The sequence below is a fragment of the Streptomyces sp. NPDC007901 genome (genome assembly GCF_042959465.1).
GTDB lineage: Bacteria > Actinomycetota > Actinomycetes > Streptomycetales > Streptomycetaceae > Streptomyces.
In genome coordinates, this window is the sequence record NZ_JBIBKW010000018.1 from 158,729 (window position 1) to 178,749 (window position 20,021).

The 20,021-nt window shown below is 72.2% G+C and carries 13 protein-coding genes; 7 read left to right on the forward strand and 6 right to left on the reverse strand.

Features of this window, described 5'->3' with window-relative positions; translation table 11 throughout:
• Nucleotides 1–64: 64 nt before the first annotated feature.
• Together ftsX and ftsE are read right to left on the reverse strand one after the other, a co-directional pair.
• The gene (gene ftsX, locus ACFZDK_RS41460; protein WP_355717202.1) at nt 65–982 is read right to left on the reverse strand and encodes a permease-like cell division protein FtsX; all 918 of its coding nucleotides are present in this window, start codon (nt 980–982) and stop codon (nt 65–67) included.
• Between the two features lie 47 nt (nt 983–1,029).
• Entirely contained in the window at nt 1,030–1,719 is a 690-nt protein-coding gene (gene ftsE, locus ACFZDK_RS41465; RefSeq protein ID WP_059203505.1) for a cell division ATP-binding protein FtsE, read from the reverse strand.
• A gap of 247 nt (nt 1,720–1,966) precedes the next feature.
• Here ftsE and ACFZDK_RS41470 point away from each other — a divergent pair, with 247 nt between their 5' ends.
• Nucleotides 1,967–2,161 carry a hypothetical protein gene (locus ACFZDK_RS41470; RefSeq protein WP_355717199.1) on the forward strand — a complete coding sequence of 65 codons (195 nt, stop codon included), beginning with the start codon at nt 1,967–1,969 and terminating at the stop codon, nt 2,159–2,161.
• Nucleotides 2,162–2,253: 92 nt separating this feature from the next.
• Here ACFZDK_RS41470 and ACFZDK_RS41475 read toward each other — a convergent pair whose 3' ends face one another.
• The 4 genes from ACFZDK_RS41475 to ACFZDK_RS41490 form a co-directional block, all read right to left on the reverse strand.
• The gene (locus ACFZDK_RS41475; RefSeq protein ID WP_390980609.1) at nt 2,254–2,862 is read right to left on the reverse strand and encodes a hypothetical protein; all 609 of its coding nucleotides are present in this window, start codon (nt 2,860–2,862) and stop codon (nt 2,254–2,256) included.
• A gap of 323 nt (nt 2,863–3,185) precedes the next feature.
• Nucleotides 3,186–4,292, reverse strand: coding sequence for a peptide chain release factor 2 (prfB, locus tag ACFZDK_RS41480; protein ID WP_355717195.1), 1,107 nt, complete (start codon nt 4,290–4,292; stop codon nt 3,186–3,188).
• A 174-nt stretch (nt 4,293–4,466) separates the two neighbouring features.
• A complete protein-coding gene (locus ACFZDK_RS41485; RefSeq protein WP_390980611.1) occupies nt 4,467–5,699 on the reverse strand; it encodes a protein kinase in 1,233 nt (410 codons plus the stop codon).
• A 111-nt stretch (nt 5,700–5,810) separates the two neighbouring features.
• Nucleotides 5,811–7,523 (reverse strand): protein kinase, encoded by a 1,713-nt coding sequence (locus tag ACFZDK_RS41490; RefSeq protein ID WP_390980613.1) that lies wholly within the window; start codon nt 7,521–7,523, stop codon nt 5,811–5,813.
• Nucleotides 7,524–7,952: 429 nt separating this feature from the next.
• On the opposite strand from ACFZDK_RS41490, the gene ACFZDK_RS41495 reads away from it, so the two are divergent.
• The 6 genes from ACFZDK_RS41495 (at nt 7,953) to ACFZDK_RS41520 (ending at nt 20,020) form a co-directional block, all read left to right on the forward strand.
• Nucleotides 7,953–11,594, forward strand: a complete 3,642-nt coding sequence (locus ACFZDK_RS41495; RefSeq protein WP_390980615.1) for an FHA domain-containing protein — start codon at nt 7,953–7,955, stop codon at nt 11,592–11,594.
• A gap of 140 nt (nt 11,595–11,734) precedes the next feature.
• Nucleotides 11,735–13,114 (forward strand): extracellular solute-binding protein, encoded by a 1,380-nt coding sequence (locus ACFZDK_RS41500; RefSeq protein ID WP_390980618.1) that lies wholly within the window; start codon nt 11,735–11,737, stop codon nt 13,112–13,114.
• Nucleotides 13,115–13,121: 7 nt separating this feature from the next.
• Complete coding sequence (locus ACFZDK_RS41505) at nt 13,122–14,453, forward strand: ABC transporter permease subunit (RefSeq protein ID WP_390980620.1); 1,332 nt, start codon at nt 13,122–13,124, stop codon at nt 14,451–14,453.
• On the forward strand, nt 14,450–15,289 hold the full coding sequence (locus ACFZDK_RS41510; protein WP_390980622.1) for an ABC transporter permease subunit: 840 nt from the start codon (nt 14,450–14,452) through the stop codon (nt 15,287–15,289). Before ACFZDK_RS41505 ends, ACFZDK_RS41510 begins: the two co-directional genes overlap by 4 nt.
• A 155-nt stretch (nt 15,290–15,444) precedes the next feature.
• A complete protein-coding gene (locus ACFZDK_RS41515) occupies nt 15,445–17,703 on the forward strand; it encodes a CDP-glycerol glycerophosphotransferase family protein (RefSeq protein WP_390980624.1) in 2,259 nt (752 codons plus the stop codon).
• Nucleotides 17,704–17,827: 124 nt separating this feature from the next.
• On the forward strand, nt 17,828–20,020 hold the full coding sequence (locus tag ACFZDK_RS41520; protein WP_390980626.1) for a CDP-glycerol glycerophosphotransferase family protein: 2,193 nt from the start codon (nt 17,828–17,830) through the stop codon (nt 20,018–20,020).
• The last annotated feature ends 1 nt before the right edge of the window (nt 20,021 follow it).

A 20,021-nucleotide genomic window follows, 5' to 3' on the forward strand; every position in this document is an offset into this window, starting at 1 on the left:
GTGAGTCTAGGACAACGCAAGAGGGCCGCACGGGCGGTTGCCCGTACGGCCCTCTTGGCATGCGTCACACCTTCAGGTACTTGCGCAGCGCGAAGAACGCCGCAAGCGCGGGCATCAGCAGGCTCGTTGCGAGGATGAGCGGGAGCTTGGTCAACACCGCGTCCCAGCCGATGAAGTTGATCAGATTCAGCTTGTGGGACAGGTCCAGGCCGTGGTCGATGATGAAGTAGCGGGCGACCACCAGGAATCCGCAGGCGACCGTGCCGCCGATCAGGCCGGCGACGGCGGCCTCCGCGATGAACGGGGCCTGGATGTAGAAGCCGGAGGCGCCGACCAGACGCATGATGCCGGTCTCGCGCCTACGGCTGAACGCGGAGACGCGCACGGTGTTGACGATCAGCATCAGCGCGACCACCAGCATCAGCGCCATGACCATGCGGGCCGCCCAGTTCATGCCGTTGAGCAGGCCGAAGAGGTTGTCGAGGATGCCCTTCTGGTCCTGGACGGACTGGACGCCGTCCCGGCCGTCGAAGGCGGTCGCCACGACCTGGTACTTCTCCGGGTCCTTGAGCTTGATCCGGTACGACTCCTGCATCTGGTCCGGCGTGAGGGAGTCGGCGAGCGGCGAGTCGCCGAACTGCTCCTTGTAGTGCTTGTAGGCCTCGTCCTGCGACTCGTAGGTGACCTTCTCGACCACCGACATCTTGCCGAGGTCGGCCTGGATCTGCTTCTTCTGGTCCTCGGTGACCGCGCCCTTGGCGCAGTTGGGGTCCGACTCGGCGTCGCTCTTGTTGCAGAGGAAGATCGAGACGTTGACCTTGTCGTACCAGTAGCCCTTCATGGTGTTGACCTGGTCGCTCATGAGGAGCGAGCCGCCGAAGAGCGCCAGGGACAGGGCGACCGAGACGACGACCGCGAAGGTCATCGTCAGATTGCGGCGGAGACCGACTCCGATCTCCGACATTACGAACGAGGCGCGCATGGCGTCGGGTTATGCCTTTCCGTGGACGTCTGCGGGATCGATGGCGGTCAGTGCTGGTAGCCGTAGACGCCGCGGGCCTGGTCGCGGACGAGGCGGCCCTTCTCCAGCTCGATGACGCGCTTGCGCATCTGGTCCACGATGTTCTGGTCGTGGGTGGCCATCACCACGGTGGTGCCGGTGCGGTTGATGCGGTCCAGGAGCTTCATGATGCCGACCGAGGTCTGCGGGTCGAGGTTGCCCGTGGGCTCGTCCGCGATCAGCAGCTTGGGCCGGTTCACGAAGGCGCGCGCGATGGCCACGCGCTGCTGCTCACCACCGGAGAGCTCGCCGGGCCTGCGGTCCTCCTTGCCGCCGAGCCCGACGAGGTCGAGCACCTGGGGCACGGACTTGCGGATCTCGCCCTTCGACTTGCCGATGACCTCCTGCGCGAAGGCCACGTTCTCGGCGACCGTCTTGTTGGGCAGCAGGCGGAAGTCCTGGAAGACCGTCCCGAGCTGGCGGCGCATCTGCGGCACCTTCCAGTTGGAGAGACGGGCGAGGTCCTTGCCGAGGACGTGCACCTGGCCGTGGCTGCACCGCTCCTCGCGGAGGATCAGCCGCAGGAAGGTGGACTTTCCGGAGCCGGAGGACCCCACGAGGAAGACGAACTCACCCTTCTCCACTTCCAGGGAGACATCCCTGAGTGCGGGGTGGGTCTGCTTGGGGTAGACCTTGGAGACATTGTCGAATCGGATCACGGATGCACCACGGGTCGCCGGGGGTAGATGAGCGTGACCATACGCGAGTCCGGTGAGGAAGCGCAGGCGCCGGTCACGGTTGGGTGAGGCTTGTGTGCTTTTGTTCCGGGGTGGTGTCCCCGGAGTGCCGGGGCGAGGTCGGTGGACGGCCGCGCTCTTTCCGGGGGAACCTGGCACAGTGGGAGGGGAACGTTCTCGTTCCGCGGAGCGTTGTGTAGGTAGTGGCCGGTGCAAGGAGGGCGAGCGCATGACGTACGACCGGTTGGTGTGCGCGAACTGCGCGGCGCCTGTGAACGAAGGCCGGTGCCCTGTGTGCCGTGCCAACCGCGAGCGTCTTCAGCAGGAGAACTTCCTGGGCGGTCTGAACCCGATGGCGCTGATCGCGCTGCTGGCGGTGCTGATCGCCGCGGTGGCGCTGCTGGCGGCGCACCAGACGGCGTAGGAAGCACGCAGGAGCGAGAAGAAGGGCCCGGAGCGCAAGCTCCGGGCCCTTCTTCCATGCTGCGCACACGCTCCGTGGGCGGGCGGCTACCGTCAGGCGGCAGCGCCGCCGCGGCCGCTCATGAGGCGCGGCAGGATGCGGAAGCCGATGCCACCGGCGATCATGGTGGCGGCGCCGACGATCAGGAAGGTCGTCTGCGCGGCACCGGTCTCGGCGAGCTGGTCGCCACCGCCCTGGGCCTCGGTGTTCGAGCCCGAACCGGTGTCGGTGAGGGAGGAGGAGCCCTCCTCCTGGGCGGAGGTGCCGGAGTTGCCGTCGGTGCCGGTGTTGTTGTTGCCACCGGTGGTGCCGGTACCGCTGGTGCTGGTGCTGCCGTCGGTCGGCTCGTCCGTGGGCTCGGTGGGCTCGTCGGTCGGCTGGGTGGGCTCGTCCGTGGGCTCACTCGACTCGGACGGCGCCGAGCTGCTCGGCGTGGACGACGGCGTACTGCTCGCCGGGTCGGTCGGGATCTCGGAGATGGTGTTGCTCGGGCTGGGCGACTCGTCGCCGTCCAGGTCGGCGTTCACCTGCACGCCGGTCTCGTCGGCTTCGACGCCGATGGAGAGGGCGGAGGCCGCACCGGCGGCCGTCAGCGAGGCACCGGCGGCGATCACGACGCCGGCGGCTATCCGCGCGACCCGGATCCGCGTCTTCTTGGTCATCTGGTTGCTACCCCCAGTAGCTGAATGTCAGGTTGGCGGCGCTGGGGCCGTGCTCGACGGAGACAGCTACGAATGCGGAGGGCCCCCGGTTCACATGCGCCCCAGAGATACGCATGCCACGCTTCACCCTTCCCATTTTTCAAAGCAACGTCAAGGCCGTTGCGTACGCGATGTCCAGTTGCGCACCCAATGCGCGGAGTTGAAGCGTGTGAGTGTGATGTAAAACCCAGACAACTGCCGTACACGGCGAGGGAAAAAGAGAACTGCCGCCACGGGGGCGGCAGTTCGGGGTCGTCCGACTCACCATGGGCAAGTCGACAAATTTACTTCTCCTGCTGCTTGCGCCAGCGAATTCCGGCCTCCAGGAACCCGTCGATCTCGCCGTTGAACACGGCCTCGGGGTTACCCACCTCGTACTCGGTCCGCAGGTCCTTGACCATCTGGTACGGGTGCAGGACGTACGACCGCATCTGGTTGCCCCAGGAGTTGCCGCCGTCGCCCTTGAGGGCGTCCATCTTGGCCTGCTCCTCCTGCCGGCGCCGCTCGAGGAGCTTGGCCTGGAGGACGTTCATCGCGGTGGCCTTGTTCTGGATCTGCGACCGCTCGTTCTGGCAGGAGACGACGATGCCGGTGGGGATGTGGGTCAGGCGCACCGCGGAGTCGGTGGTGTTGACGCCCTGGCCGCCGGGCCCGGACGACCGGTACACGTCCACCCGCAGCTCGGACTCGTCGATCTCGATGTGGTCGGTCTGCTCGACCACGGGGAGCACCTCGACACCGGCGAAGGAGGTCTGGCGGCGGCCCTGGTTGTCGTACGGCGAGATCCGCACCAGCCGGTGCGTGCCCTGCTCCACCGAGAGGGTCCCGTAGGCGTACGGCACCTGCACGGCGAAGGTGGTCGACTTGATGCCGGCCTCTTCCGCGTACGACGTCTCGATGAGCTCGGTCTTGTAGCCCTTCTGCTCCGCCCACCGCAGGTACATGCGCTGCAGCTTCTCGGCGAAGTCGGCGGCGTCGACACCGCCCGCCTCGGCGCGGATGTTCACGAGCGCCTCGCGGGAGTCGTACTCCCCGCTGAGCAGCGTCCGGACCTCCATCTCGTCCAGCGCCTTCTTGACGGTGGCAAGCTCGGACTCGGCCTCGGCACGGGTGTCCGGGTCGTCCTCCTCGTCGGCCATCTCGAAGAGCACGGCAAGATCGTCGATCCGCCCGCGCAGCGCCTCGGCCTTCCTGACCTCGGCCTGCAGGTGGCTCAGCTTACTGGTGATCTTCTGCGCCTCGTCCGGGTTGTCCCACAGGGACGGCGCGGCCGCCTGCTCCTCGAGCACGGCGATGTCTGCCCTCAGCTTGTCGAGGTCCAGAACGGCCTCGATCGACTCCATGGTCGAGGAGAGGGACTTGAGCTCTTCGGATACATCGACGACTGCCACGCCTCCAGCGTAACGGCTCCGCCAACCGAGGATGGCCGACGGGCCTCGCCCGCCCTTCCTCCTTCCCCTCGGGGTCCGGGGCCGAGCCCCGCGGCGGCTCGCTCGTGGCCTAGCGAGTCCGGTGGGCGGGCGGGAAACAAACCGGCGGAGCCACAGCCCGCACCCGCCCCCCTCTCACGGCGTCGACGTGCTGTGCGTCTCCTGCGAAGGGGAGTCGTCGGAACCGGACGACGCCAGCCACGCTCCGACCCCCACCACCGCCGCGACCACCACCCCCGCCACCGCGAACGTCACCTTGCGTCGCCGCGCGGCGACCCGGTGCCGCGCCGACCCCGGCCGCGGCGCCCCCGAGGCCCTCGGCGCGCGGGCGGTGCCCCGGGCGCCGCCCGCCAGCTCGTCGGCCCCGGGCACCCGCATCGACGTGTGCGTGTCCCGGTTGGAGTCCGGCTTCGCGCCCGGCACCAGGGGGACGGCCCCCCTGCGTCGTACCCGCTGCTCGTCCGTGGCCGGTGCGGCGGCTGCCGCCTCCTCGGCCTCCTCCGGCGTCTCCGCCTCCGGCTCGTCGACGTCCAGCGGCGGCATCCCCGCCAGCGTCGGCAGCTGCTCCCGCAGCCGCGCGGCCAGCTCCGACGCCCGCAGCCGGGAGGCCGGCGCCTTCGCCAGGCACTGGACGAGCAGCTGCCAGAGCTCCTCGGGGATGCCGGGGAGGGGGACGACCGTCTCGGTGACGTGGCGGCGCAGGACCGCGCCCGGGTGGCCGCCGCCGAAGGGGGTGAAGCCCGCGAGGAGCTCGTACAGGACGGTCGCGAGCGCGTAGATGTCCACCGAGGCGCGCGGCGGCAGGCCTTCGACGATCTCGGGGGCCAGGTAGTCCGGCGTGCCGATGATCTTCGTCGCGCGGGTGCGCTTCGGGGAGTCGATCAGCTTCGCGACACCGAAGTCGGTCAGCAGGGCCGGGTGGGAGCCGCCGGGGCCCAGCGGGCCCTGCATGTCGAGGAGGACGTTCTCGGGCTTCACGTCCCGGTGGACCACGCCCGCCGCGTGCGCCGCGGCCAGCCCGTCCGCGACGTCGGCGACGATGGCGACGGCCGCCTCGGGGGCGAGCCGCCGCTCCCGCTCCAGGCGGGTGCGCAGGTCCGTGCCACGGACCAGGTCCATGACGAGGGCCAGGTCGTTGCCGTCGACGACCAGGTCACGGACGGACACGACATGGGGGTGCTCCAGGCCCAGCAGCGCAGTGCGCTCCTGTACGAAGCGGCCCACCAGCTCCTCGTCGGACGCGAGATCCTCGCGCAGCAGCTTGATGGCGACGGGCCCCTCGGGCCCCTCGCCCAGCCACACCGTGCCGGCGCTGCCCCGCCCCAGGATCTGGTTCGCGGTGTACCGGCTGCCGATCTTCCGTGCCAAGACTGCTCCTACCGACGCGTGTTGCCGATAAAAGTACGCGTCCGAAGAGCCAACCTTCACCACGGAGGCGGAAATCACCCGCCAGGTGTCGACAAATCCCCAAACTCGCGATCAGTTGCCGGAGCCGCCGCCGTTGCCCAGATCGCCGATCCAGCTGCTGACCGTGCCCGCCCAGTCGCTCAGCTGGTTCCAGTAGCCGCGGCCCTGCCCGACCCAGGTGTGCACCGGGGTCAGGTCCCAGATCAGCCAGCCCGCGACGAACAGGACGACGACCATGAACAGACAGCCCTTGAGGCAGCCCAGGCCGGGGATCTTCATCGGGTTGGCGCTGCGCTGCCGCGGCTCGCGCGGGGCGCGCTGCGGCTCGGCCGGGGGCGCGTAACGCTGCTGCGGCTGCTGGGGCGGGGCGTACTGCTGCGGCTGGTGGCCGTACCCGCCGGGCTGCTGCTGACCGTAACCGGCGGGCTGCTGCCCGTACCCGCCCTGTCCGCCCTGCCCGCGCGGCTGCGGCCGGCGTACCGGCTGCTGCTGCGGGGCCTGGCGCTGCGGCTGCTGCTGCGGCCGGGCCACCTGCCGCTGCGGGCGGCGGCGCAGCGGGTCGTCGTTCGGGTCGAGGTACTGGACCTGCGTCTGCTCGTTGCGGTCGCGGGCCGCGCGGAGCTGGGTCTGCCAGGGGTGCGGCTGTTCCGGCTGCTGCTGGCCGCCCGGCTGGCCCTGGGGCATCGGCGGCAGGACGGCGGTCGGGTCGGCGGCGCCGGTGTTCGGCAGGACGGCGGTCGGGTCGGCGGCGCCCATCGGGCCACCCGTGTGCGGCAGCACGCTGGTCGCGGCGTTCGGGTCGTACGACCCCGCGCCGACACCCGTGTTCGGCAGCACCTGGGTCGGGTCGGCCGCGCCCGGTACGGCGGCCGGCGCCGGGTCGGGGGCGAGCAGCGCGCCGACGCCCTCGGCCGCCGCGATCTGCGCGGAGTTCGCGTGCACGCCGACGCCCTCGGCGACGACCCGCAGCCCGCGCGCGAGGTTCTCTGCGCTGGGCCGGTCGTCGGGGTTCTTGCGCAGGCAGCGCTCTATGACCGTCCACAGCGGGTCGGGCACGGTCGAGGGGCGGCGGGGTTCGGCGCTGAGGTGCTGGTGGAGGACCTCCAGGGCGCTGCCGCCGGAGAACGGCGGGCGGCCGGTGACCAGCTCGTACAGCAGGATGCCGGCGCCGTAGATGTCGACGGCGGAGGTCTGCGGGCGACCCTCGGCGGACTCCGGCGCGATGTACGCGGGCGTGCCGACGAACTCGTGGGTGCGGGTCAGGCCCGGGGAGTCGGCGAGGCGCGCGATGCCGAAGTCGGTCAGCATCGGGTGCATCTGGCCGTTGTACTGCTGGAGCAGCACGTTGGCGGGCTTCAGGTCGCGGTGCACGACGCCGTCGGCGTGGCTGGCGGCGAGCGCGTCGGCGACCTGGGCGGTGAGCAGCGCGGCGGCGACGGGGGTGAAGGGGCCGTTCTCGCGCAGGTAGCGGTGCAGGTCGGGACCGTCGACGAGGTCCATGACCAGGGCAAGGAGATCGCCCTCCACGACGAGGTCCCGGACCCGGACGATGTTCGGGTGGGTCAGCCGGAGCAGGACGGAACGCTCCCGCAGGAAGCGCATCACGATGTCGGGGTCGTTCGCGAGCTCTTCCTTGAGGACCTTGATCGCGACGGTCTCACCGGGCTGGCCGGGCACGGCCGCCTCGGCGCCCGCGGTCTCCCGCTGGCGGGCACGCCAGACGGTACCGGTGGCGCCGCGTCCTAGCGGCTCCTCCAGGAGGTACTTGCTGCCTACCGGCCGCACGTCATCCGCTCCCTGCTGCTTGCTGGTCCGTCCGAACCCTGTGTCCAACCTCGTGTCCGACCCACTGTAGTGCCGTGCCGCCTGGCACGGAGCTGTCGTCCGGCTGTGCTTTCCCCTGCCGTGTAGGCGGCCGGTAAGCGTTGCGGACGTATCCCCATACGTAGACGTTCCCGCACGTGTTCGATGGAAAGACGCTCGCTTCGCTCCGCCGGTTGCCGAGGCCGGACGTGACCGATCTCAAGTGATCGTCCGCGCGGTATTGGTCAGGCACTTTTGGGGGCAGAGCTGACCAATCAAGATCACTTACCACCGGGTCGTGGGCGTGTTGTCAGTGGCAGGTGCGAGGATGCGTGCGACAGCAGAACTGGCCGACGCGCTAGTGGTGGTGGGGGGAAGTCCGCGCCCGCGCAGAAGGGACCGCTGACGGCGATGCAGATCCGGCTGACCGTCGTAGACCCCCTGGGCCCTGCCGCGCAGCGGGGCCGGGCCGTGAGCCGCGACGTGCTGGTGACAGCCCCGGCGGGCACCGACCTGGCCGCGGTGGCGTCGGCGCTGGCCGCGGCCGTCACCGGGGACGGCAGCCTGGGCGGCCGTGAGCCGAGCGGTGCCCCGGTCGTGCTGTACGCCGGGGTGGAGCGGCTGGACGCCCGCCGCCGCATCCTGGGCGAGCCCCCGCTGGTCGACGGCGCCGTGCTGTCCCTGGGCGCGCCCGCCGCCCCCGAGCCGCATCCCGAGCTGGACGACGCCCCGACCCAGCTGCATGTGATCGCCGGCCCCGACGCGGGCGGCGTCCACCTGCTGCACGGCGGCCAGATCACCATCGGCCGCTCCGCCGACGCCGACGTCCCGCTCGACGACCCGGACGTCTCCCGGCTGCACTGCGCGGTCACCGTCGCCGCCGACGGCCGGGTCGCGGTCGCCGACCTGAACTCCACCAACGGCACCGCCCTGGACGGCACCCGCGTCACCGACCGCCCGGTCCGCCTCACCCCGGGAGCGCTCCTGCGCATCGGGGAATCGGCCCTGCGGCTCACCCCGTCCGGGGGACCGGGGGCGCGGGTGGGCACGGCGCCCGACGGCGAGGGCTGCGTGCGGGTGCTGACGGGCGGCGAAGGGGCGGACGGCGACGGCACTGCCGACGCCGGCGTGACGGCGCCGGCGGGCCGCACCCATCACAGCTACGGCACGGCGGGCTGGGGTGCCGCGGGCGGCCAGGGGTACGGCCCGGCCGAGCCGGCGGTCGTGCCCGCGCAGGGCGAGGCGCCGCGGATCGAGAGCCGGGGCGGGCTGCCGCCCGACGGGCGCGGCGGCGGGGCGCCGCAGGCCGGGCGCGGAAGCGGACCGGCGGCCGGGAGCGGTGTCGGATCGCCGCGCGCCGGGTACCCGGAGGGGTTCCCGTCGGCCGGACGCGCGGACGCGTCGCCGTCGGCCGGCGAGGCGGCCGGGAGCCACGGCGGGCTCCCCGGCCCGCGTACCGGCTCCGGCCCCGTACACGCCTACGGCGACACCCACGCCGGCCGCGCCGGAGTCCTCGGGGGCCCGGGCCCCCGAGGCGCTACGACCACCGGTGCCACGGGCACCACCGGCGCCCCCGGTTCCGCCGGGCCCACGGCCTCCGCCCCGTCGGCCGGACACCCGACCGGCAACGCCTCCTCGACCGGACACCCGACCGGGCACCCGGCCGACGGCGCCTCCTCCGACGACACGTCCGCCGACGGCCCCGCCCTCTCCGGCAGGCGCAAAGGCACCCCCCTCCGCGGCACCGACGCCCCCGCCCTGCCCGGCGCCCGCAGGCGCGGCAGCCTCGGGGCGTGGGCGCGGCGGCTGGCCGGCGGTCGCGGCGAACCCCCGTCGGCCGCCGACGGCGAGACCACGGCCGCCGAGGACATCGCCGCGTCTCCGGATGCTCCGGCCCAGCCCGACACCTGGCCCGACCCCGCCGCCCTCCTGCTGACCGTGCTCGGCCCCGGCCCCCGCCTCTGGGAGCGCGGCCCCGCCCACCCCGAGGCGCTCACGGTCCGGCTCGGCACGGCGGACCGCCCGACACCCGACGGCCCGGGACTGCTGCCCGCCGTGCCGGTCACCGCCGACCTGCGCGAGGCCGGGGCGCTGGGCCTCGCGGGCCCGCGCACCCGCCTCGCCGGCCTCACCCGCGCGGTGCTGGCCCAGCTCACCGCGCTGCACTCGCCCGACCTGCTGGAGATCGTCCTGATCAGCGCGGACCGGGCCCGCCCTCTGGAGGAGCGCACCGCCGAGTGGTCCTGGCTCGGCTGGCTCCCGCACGTCCGTCCGGGCCACGGCCAGGACTGCCGTCTTCTGCTGGCCTACGACCGTGAACAGGCGGCAGCCCGGGTGGAGGAGCTGCTGCGGCGGGTGGAGGACCTGTCCGCCCCCCGGCGGCCGGCCACCCCGTCCGACCGCCCCGACCTGGCCGGTACGACGGCGGGCGCCCCGCCCGCCGACACCGCCCACCGCCCCTCCTGGGCCCGCGACGCCCTCGCCGAGGACGACAAGGGCGGCTTCCCGGGGCCGTACACGATCGTCGTCGTGGACGGCGATCCCGGCGGCTCGGCCCTGCGCGACGCGGTGGCGCGGCTGACGGTCGCCGGACCGCGCGCCGGGGTGCATGTGATCTGCCTGGCGGAGACGGCACCCGCCTCGCCCACCTCCCCGGTCGACCGGACCTACGAGGAGGCGTGTGCGGTGACGCCGACGTTCCGGGAGTGCGGGGCCGTGGCCCTGCTCAGCGGGGACGTGGCGACGGCGCTGCACCTGATGCGGGTCTCCGGCGGCCCCGTCGGCCCCGGCACCCTCGCCGCGGTGGACGCGGTCTCCCCCGCCTGGGCGGAGCGGTTCGCGAGGGCGCTGGCGCCGCTGCGCCCCGACGGCCCGGCCGGCGACCGGCACACGCGCGTGGCCGCCCCGCTCCCCCAGTCCGCCCGGCTGCTGGACGAGCTGGGGCTGGCCCGGGCCACCCCGGCCTCGCTGATGGCCCGCTGGGCGGACGCGGCCGACGACACCGAGTCGCTGGGCGGCCGGGCCCGCGCGGTGCTCGGCGCCGGACCGCGCGGCCCGCTCACCGCCGACCTGGTCACCGAGGGACCGCATCTGCTGATCGAGGGGCCGACCGGCAGCGGCCGTACGGAGCTGCTGCGGGCGATGGTCGCCTCGCTGGCCGCCGCCGAGCGCCCCGACCGGCTCGGGATCGTCCTGATCGACGGCCGCGACGGCGTCGGCACGGGCGCCGGGCACGGGGAGGGCCTGCGGGTCTGCACGGACATACCCCATGTCACCACCCACCTCACCGCCAACGACCCGGTCCGGATGCGGGAGTTCGCGCAGTCGCTGAGCGCCGAGCTGAAGCGGCGGGCCGAGCTGCTGGGCCGCTCCGACTTCGCCGGCTGGCACGGACAGCGGGAGATCTCGGGCCGTATCGTCCCCCAGCGCACGCGCGGCACCGCCGCGGGCGCCGGGGACATAGAAGCCCCGCCGAGCTCGACGCTCCGGCTGCGCCCGTCGGCCGGTGCCACCGCCCGGCAGCGCACCGAGGCGCCCCCGCCGTTGCCCCGGCTGGTGGTCGTGGTCGACGACCTGGACGCCCTGGTCTCCCCCGCCCTCGGTTCCCCGGGCCGCCCGGCCGCCGGTTCCGTGATGCGGGCGCTGGAGGCGGTGGCGAAGGAGGGCGACCGGCTGGGTGTCCACCTGATCGCGGCGTCCGGCACGGGCGGCCGTACGGCGGAGACGGAACCGGCGCGGCAGGCCACCCTGCGCGTCGCCCTCGACCCACCGGCCACCGGCCCCGACGAACCGGCCCCGGGCCGCGGCCGCCTCACCACCCCCGACGGCCGCGCCACCGCCTTCCAGGCGGGCCGCGTCACGGGCCGCATCCCCCGCACCGCGACCCAGCGCCCCACGGTCGTCCCCCTCGACTGGCAGCGCATGGGCGACCCGCCGACCCGCCGCCCGGTCCGGGAGCTGGGCAACGGCCCGACCGACCTGGCGCTGCTGGCGAGCGCGGTGGAGCGGGCGGCGAAGGAGGTTTCCGCGGCGGAGGTTCCTTCGCTTTTGTGAGCGGGGTCACTGATCACAACGAGATCACGATCCCCCGCCCTCACCCGTAGGCACCCTTGCCGCGCAGGCGGCCCCCGCGTAGACCGGAGCGCACGGGACAGAGTTCTGACGTTCAACGAGGAACGACGAACGGGGAAGTGATGCGCGGTAACAGCAGCACCATCCGGACAGGCAGGGCCGTCACGACACTCGCCGCACTTCTCGCGGGAGCCCTCGCGCTCAGTGCGTGCGGAAGCAACGACAAGAAGGACGACAACGGCGCGACGAGCAGCGCCAGTACGCCCGGTTCCACCCTCGCCCTCCCGAAACTCGACGGCACCACCCTCGAGGTGGCCGCCGTGTGGACCGGGCAGGAGCAGAAGAACTTCAAGCAGGTGCTCGCGGAGTTCGAGAAGCGCACCGGTGCGAAGGTCACCTTCGTGCCCGCGCAGGACCCGATCATCAACTTCCTCGGCTCGAAGATCGCGGGCGGCCAGCCGCCGGACATCGCGCTGCTGCCGCAGCCGGGTGCGATCAAGCAGGCCGTGCAGAAGGGCTGGGCGAAGCCGCTGAGCGCCGACACGGTCTCCGAGGTGCAGAAGAACTACTCGCAGGGCTGGCAGGACATAGGCAAGGTCGGCGGCAAGCAGTACGGCGTCTACTACAAGGCCGCCAACAAGTCGCTGATCTGGTACAACGCCAAGGTCTTCGAGAACGCGGGCGCCCAGGAGCCCAAGACCTGGCAGGACCTGCTGACGACGGCGCAGGCGGTGTACGACTCTGGTGTCACCCCGTTCTCGGTGGGCGGCGCGAACGGCTGGACGCTGACCGACTGGTTCGAGAACGTGTATCTCTCCCAGGCGGGCCCGGAGAAGTACGACCAGCTCGCCCAGCACAAGATCAAGTGGACGGACCCGAGCGTCAAGCAGGCGCTGACCACGCTCGCCCAGGTCTGGGGCAAGAAGGGGTACCTCGCGGGCGGCGCGAGCGGCGCACTGCAGACGGAGTTCCCGGCCTCGGTCACCCAGACCTTCACCGGCGGCGACCAGCCGAAGTCCGCGATGGTCTACGAGGGCGACTTCGTGCAGGTCAACATCGGTGAGACCAAGGCGAAGGTGGGCACAGACGCCAAGGTGTTCCCGTTCCCGACGGTGGGCTCGACGGCGCCGGTGGTCTCCGGCGGTGACGCGGCGGTGATCTTCAAGGACTCCAAGGGCGCCCAGGCGCTCGCGAAGTTCCTGGCCTCCCCGGACGCGGCGACGATCCAGGCGAAGCTCGGCGGCTATCTCTCGCCGAACAAGAACGTGCCGAACTCGGCGTACCCGAACGAGGTGCAGCGCACGATCGCCAAGTCCCTGATCGCCTCCGGCGACGACTTCCGCTTCGACATGTCCGACCAGGCCCCGCAGGCGTTCGGCGGCACCCCGGGCAAGGGCGAGTGGAAGGACCTGCAGGACTTCCTGCAGAACCCGAAGGACGTCGCGGGCACCCAGGCGAAGCTCGAGAAGGACGCGGCGGCCGCCTACGGCAGCGGAAGCTGACCCGGCGATGGCCGCACCCACGACGACGGCCCCCGCTCCACCGGGCCGCCGCAGGAGCGTGACCGGCACCCGCAGAACCGTGGCGGCTCTCTTTCTCCTCCCCGCCCTGGTGCTGCTCGGCGCGCTCGTGGTCTACCCGATCGGGTACTCGCTGATCCGCAGTTTCTACAACGCGAACGGCGACGGTTTCGCCGGCTTCGACAACTACAAGGCGATCTTCACGGACGACGGGATCCGCACCGCCCTGAAGAACAACATCATCTGGGTGGTGTTCGCGCCGACGGTCTCCACCGCCCTCGGCCTGATCTTCGCGGTGCTGACCGAACGGGTGCGCTGGGGAACGGCGTTCAAGCTGGTCGTCTTCATGCCGATGGCGATCTCGATGCTGGCCGCCGGCATCATCTTCCGGCTGGTCTACGACCAGGACCCGGACAAGGGCGTCGCCAACGCGGTCTGGGTCGGCGTCCACGACACCTTCGCCCAGTCCTCGGCGTTCCCGAACGCCCACCCGGGCCGCGAGTCGCCCCTGAAGGCGGACGGCGGCGGCTTCATCACCACGGCCACCGTCCACACCGGCCAGACGGTCACCCTTCCGCTCGTCGGTGTCGCCCCCGACCAGATGCCCGACGGCGCCAAGAAGGCCGTCGCGGCGCAGGCCGACCCCGGGAAGATCACCGGAACCACCTGGCAGGACTTCACCCGCGGCAAGGGCGTCGGGAAACTCGGCGCCCCCGACCCGTCCGAGCTCGGCTACTCCGGTATGCGCATCGAGGCGGTCAAGGGCGGCAAGGTGGTGGCCACGGCGAAGGCGGCGGGCGACGGCACCTTCACGCTCCCGGCCGCCGCCGACGGGGCTCAGCTCCGACTGCCCGCGAGCAACTTCAAGCAGCCCTACAACGGGGTCGACTGGCTCGGCCCGTCCCTCGTCACGCCCGCCATCATCGGGTCGTACGTCTGGATGTGGGCGGGCTTCGCGATGGTGCTGATCGCGGCCGGGCTGGCGGGTGTCCCCCGGGAGCTCCTGGAGGCGGCCCGCGTCGACGGGGCCACCGAGTGGCAGGTGTTCCGCAAGGTCACCGTGCCGCTCCTGGCGCCGGTCCTCGCGGTCGTCACCGTCACCCTGATGATCAATGTGCTGAAGGTCTTCGACCTCGTGTACATCATCGCGCCGGGCTCCTCGCAGGACGACGCGAACGTGCTCGCCCTGGAGCTGTACCGCAAGGGCTTCTCGGAGGGCCAGCCGGGCATCGCCAGCGCCATCGCGGTCTTCCTGCTGCTCCTGGTGATCCCGGTGATGTGGTTCAACGTGCGCAGGCTGCGGCGGGAGGAGCGGCGATGAGCTGGGTGCTGGAGAAGCTCAACAGCGGTCTGGTCCGGGTCTTCCTCATCGTCGTCGCCCTGTTCTGGCTGGTCCCGACGATCGGTCTGCTCGCCTCCTCCCTGCGCTCCCCGGAGGACATGAGCGCGAGCGGCTGGTGGAACGTCTTCAGCAAGCCGTCCCAGCTCACCTTCGACAGCTACCAGAAGCTCCTCGAGAACCCTGACATCACCAGCTCCCTCTGGAACACCGTCCTGATCACCGTCCCGGCGACGATCCTGGTGGTGGTCATCGGGGCGCTGGCCGGTTACGCGTTCGCGTGGATGGAGTTCCCGGGCCGGGACTGGTGGTTCCTGATCGTGGTCAGTCTGCTGGTGGTGCCCGTGCAGGTGGCGCTGATCCCGATCGCGGAACTCTTCGGCAAGATCGGCCTGTTCGGGACGATCCTCGGGGTGGTCCTGTTCCATGTCGGCTTCGGGCTGCCGTTCGCGGTGTTCCTGCTGCGGAACTTCTTCGCCGAGATCCCGCGCGAGCTGCTGGAGGCGGCCCGGCTGGACGGCGCGGGCGAACTGCGGCTGTTCGCGCGGGTCGTGATGCCGCTCGGCGGGCCGGCGATCGCGAGCCTGGGCATCTTCCAGTTCCTGTGGGTGTGGAACGACATGCTGGTGGCGCTGCTGTTCACCAAGTCCGGGACGCAGCCGATCACGGTCGCGCTCCAGACCCAGGTCCGCCAGTTCGGCAACAACGTGGACGTCCTGGCCCCCGGCGCCTTCATCTCGATGGTGATCCCGCTGGCCGTGTTCTTCGCGTTCCAGCGGCAGTTCGTGACCGGGGTGATGGCGGGCGCGGTCAAATAACCCCACAAGAGGCATCGAAGGAGGGCGAGTCGGCCATCGGCTCGCCCTCTGCCGTTCACACAGAGTCACTCACATGACGTAACGAACCGTAACCGAATCACTCCATTGGCCGTTCCCGGGCAGAACGCCCGCGCCGACCGACCCATGGATGCCCCTTGCCCAGGTTCAGTGTCATCGTCCCCGCGTACCAGGTCCAGGCGTATCTGCCCGAGTGCCTGGACTCGGTGCTCTCGCAGTCGTACCCCGATCTCGAACTGATCGCCGTGGACGACCGCTCGCCGGACGCCTGCGGCACGATCATCGACGAGTACGCGGCCCGCGACGCGCGCGTCCGGCCCGTGCACCTGCCGGAGAACCAGGGCCTGGGCGGCGCCCGCAACGCCGGGATGGCGCAGGCGCGCGGCGACTACCTGCTCTTCCTGGACGGCGACGACACCCTGACCCCCGACGCGTTGCGTGCGATCGCCGACCGGATCAAGGAGACCGGCGAGCCGGACGTCCTCGTGTACGACTACGCGCGGACGTTCTGGACCGGCCGGGCGGAGCGCAACAAGCTCGCGCCGCAGCTGACCGAGCAGGGCCCGGCGCCCTTCCGGCTGGAGGACCGGCCCGGGCTGCTCCGGGTGCTGATGGTGGCCTGGAACAAGGCGTACCGGCGGGAGTTCGTCGAGGAGCACGACTTCGTCTTCCCGCCCGGCTACTACGAGGACACCCCCTGGACCTACCCGGTCCTGATGACCGCCGGGTCGATCGCCACCCTCGACCGGGTGTGCGTCCACTACCGGCAGCGGCGGGGCAGCATCCTCGGCACGACCAGCCGCCGGCACTTCGACATCTTCGACCAGTACGACCGGGTCTTCGCGTTCCTGGACGAGCGGCCCGAACTCGCGCGCTGGCGGCCGGTGTTGTTCCGCCGGATGATCGACCACTTCTCGACGGTGTTCACCCGCCGGGACCGGCTCCCCAAGGGCGCCCGCGCCGAGTTCCTGCGCACGGCCCGCGCCCACTGCCGCCGCCACCGGACCAAGGGCGCCCCGGTCCCGCTGCGCACCCGGCTCCGCCATGCCCTCGTCCACTACGGCCTGCACCGCACCTACCGCGCCCTCCAGCTGGCGGTGTCCGTCCGCCGCCGCACGGTCAAGGCGGGCGTCAAGTCCCTCCGCGGTCTGCGCTCGGCCCTCCTCCAACTCCACTACCGGGTCCAGCTGCGCCTCCCGCTGCGCGCCGACCGCGCGGTCTTCGCCGCCTACTGGAACCGCGGCCACGGCTGCAACCCGGGCGCGCTGGAGGCCGCGTTCCGCAACCACGCCCCGCACATCCGCACCGCCTGGATCGCCCGCCCCGAGCACCAGCACACGGTCCCGCCGGGTCCGCGCCGGCTGCGCCCGGGCAGCTTCGCCTACTGGACGGCGCTGGCCCGCTCCAAGTACCTGGTGAACAACGTCAACTTCGACCGCCGGCTGCGCAAGCGCCCCGGCCAGGTGTTCGTGCAGACCCAGCACGGCACCCCGCTCAAGCACATGGGCCTCGACCTCCAGGAACACCCGGCGGCCGCCGCCGACATGGACTTCGAGGAACTCCTGCGGGGCGTCGACAAGTGGGACTACCTGCTCTCCGCCAACCGCCACACCACCCTGACCTGGGAGCGGGTCTACCCCGGCGGCTACACCACCCTCGAATACGGCTACCCGCGCAACGACGTCTTCCAGCAGGCCACCTCGGCCGACGTGGCCCGGATCCGGGAGTCGCTCGGCGTCCCCGAGGGCGCCGTCGCCCTCCTCTACGCGCCCACCCACCGCGACTACCGGCGCACCCAGCGCCCCGCCCTCGACCTGGACCGGATCGTGCGCCGGCTCGGCCCGCGCTTCGTGGTCCTGGCCCGCGCCCACTACTGGCACGGCGGCCCCCTCGGGTCCGGCGGCCGGGTGATCGACGTCAGCGACCACCCCGGCGTGGAGTCCCTCTGTCTGGCCTCCGACGCGCTGATCACCGACTACTCGTCGATCATGTTCGACTACGCCAACCTGGACCGGCCGATCGTCGTGCACACCGAGGACTGGGACGCCTACCACGCGGCCCGCGGCACCTACTTCGACCTGCGCTCCAGCCCGCCCGGCGCGGTCGCCCGCACCGAGGACGAGCTGATCGACATCTTCGCCGGCGGCCACTGGCGCGGCTCCCGCTCCGCCCAGCTGCGGGCCGCCTTCCGCGAGCGGTTCTGCCGGTACGACGACGGACGCGCCGCCGAGCGGGTCGTACGGCATGTGGTGCTCGGCGAGCCGGCCGGGCTGCCGGAGTTCATCCCGCTCGCCGAACGCCACCCCGTCCCCTCGGCCGCCGCGGGGCTCGCACACTCCCCGTTGGCCACCGTTCCGCAACCTTCCGGCCATCTGCCCGTCACCGAGGGCCGCTGAACACCGTTTGCCTTCCAGGGAGTCTCCTCGTGCCCCCCAACACCTCGCGGCCCACTCCGTCCCGGCCGTCCACCTGGCGACCCACGGGGAGGCCGGGCCGCATGGACACCTGAGAAAGAGCAGCATGCCCCGCTTCAGCATCATCGTCCCGTCCCACGGGGTCGCCGGCCGGCTGTCCCAGGCACTGGACTCGGTCCTCGCCCAGTCCTTCGGCGACCTGGAGCTGATCCCGGTCTGCGACGCGCCCGACGCCCCGGCCGCCTCGGTCGCCGCCGGTTACGCCGAGCGCGACTCCCGGGTGGCCCCGGTGCACTCACCGCCGTCCGCCGGGCTGAGCGGGGCCCGCAACACGGGGCTGCGGGCGGCGAACGGCACGTATCTGCTCTTCCTCGACGGCGACGACATGCTGGTCCCGGGTGCGCTGGCGGCGCTCGACGCGCGGCTCGCCGAGACCGGCGACGTGGACGTGCTGTACTTCGAGCACGAGCGGACGCCCTGGTGGGAGGGCGAGCCGACCCACCCGGCGGCGCCGCTGCTGGCGGGCGCCCCGCAGGGCGGATTCGCCCCGGACCGGGCGCCGGCGCTGACCGGTGTGGCGCTGCCGGCGTGGAGCGCTGCCTACCGCCGGGCGTTCCTCGCGGACCAGCGGCTGCTGTTCCCCGACGGCCACTTCACGGACCTCGGCTGGGGCGGGCTGACCGGCATCGCCGCCTCCCGTCTGGCGGTGCTGCGCTCGGTGGTCGTACGGCACCGGCCGCGTCGGCAGGGCAGCCGGCTGAATCTGCCGGGGCCGCACCAGCGGGACCTCCTCGACCAGGTGGAGCTGGTGCTGGAGCGGGCCGCCGCGCTGCCCGGCGAGCGGGCGCGGCCGCTGTTCGAGCAGCTCTTCGGGGTGGTGCTGAAGACGGCCGCGCAACCGGACCGGCTGCCGTCCGGGCACCGCGCCTTCTTCCGGCGGGCGGGGCGACTGCACCGCAGGCACCGGCCGGCCGGGTTCCGGATGCCCGGCGGGAGTCTCGGGATCCAGCACCGGCTCCTCGCGGCGGGCGCGTACACGGCGTTCCGGGCGCTGCGCGGCGCCAACCGCATGGCGGCGCGGGCGGCCGAGCGGCTGCCCCGCCCGCGGATGCCGCTCACCCGGCTGCGCTACGCCCTCGACCTGCGCCGCCCGCTGGACCCGAACCTCGCCGTGTACTGCGCGTACTGGGGGCGCGGCTATGTCTGCAACCCGGCCGCGATCCACGCCGTGGCCCGCGTGCTCGCCCCGCACATCCGCTCGGTGTTCCTGGTCGAGGCCGGCCAGGAACACGCCGTGCCCGAGGACGTCGAGTACGCGGTGATCGGCAGCCGCCGTTACTGGCAGGTGCTGGCCCGCGCCAAGTACCTGGTCAACAACGCCAACTTCGCCGAGGGGGTCGTCAAGCGGCCGGGCAGCGTGCATCTGCAGACCCAGCACGGCACCCCGCTGAAGAGGATGGGCGTCGACCAGTCCACGTACCCGGTGGTCGCCGCGCAGACCGGCAGCTTCGGCAAGCTGCTCGGCCGGGTCGACCGCTGGGACTTCAACCTCTCCTCCAACCGCCACTCCACCCAGACCTGGGAGCGGGCCTTCCCGGGCTCGTACCGGACGCTGGAGTACGGCTATCCGCGCAACGACGTCTACTACACGGCCACCGCCCACGACGTGGTCCGCGTCCGGCGCGCGCTGGGCGTCCCGGACGGGAAGACGGCCGTCCTGTACGCCCCCACCCACCGCGACCACCACACCGGCTTCGAACCGGGCCTGGACCTGGAGGCGTTCTGCGCGGCGGCCGGCGAGAACGTCGTCGTCCTGCTGCGCGCGCACTACTTCTACGACCGGGGGCCGCGGGCGGGCAGCGGCCGGGTCATCGACGTCACCGCGCACCGCTCGGCCGAGGACGTGTGTCTCGCGGCGGACGCGCTGATCACCGACTACTCCTCCATCATGTTCGACTACGCCAACCTGGACCGGCCGATCGTCGTGTACGCCGACGACTGGGAGGTCTACCGGCAGACCCGGGGCGTCTGCTTCGACCTGATGGCCGAGCCGCCGGGTCCGGTCGCCCGCACCCCGGAGGAACTGGCCCGGATCTTCCGCGACGGCTCCTACCTGGGCCCGGAGTCCCGGCGGCTGCGGGCCGAGTTCCGGTCCCGGTTCTGCCAGTTCGACGACGGGCTGGCCGCCGAGCGGGTGGTACGGCGGGTGTTCCTCGGCCGGCCGCCGGAGGCGGTCCCGGCGGTGATCCCGCTCGCCGAGCGCCTGCCCGCCCCGGCCACGACCCTCGTCAGGAGCTGAC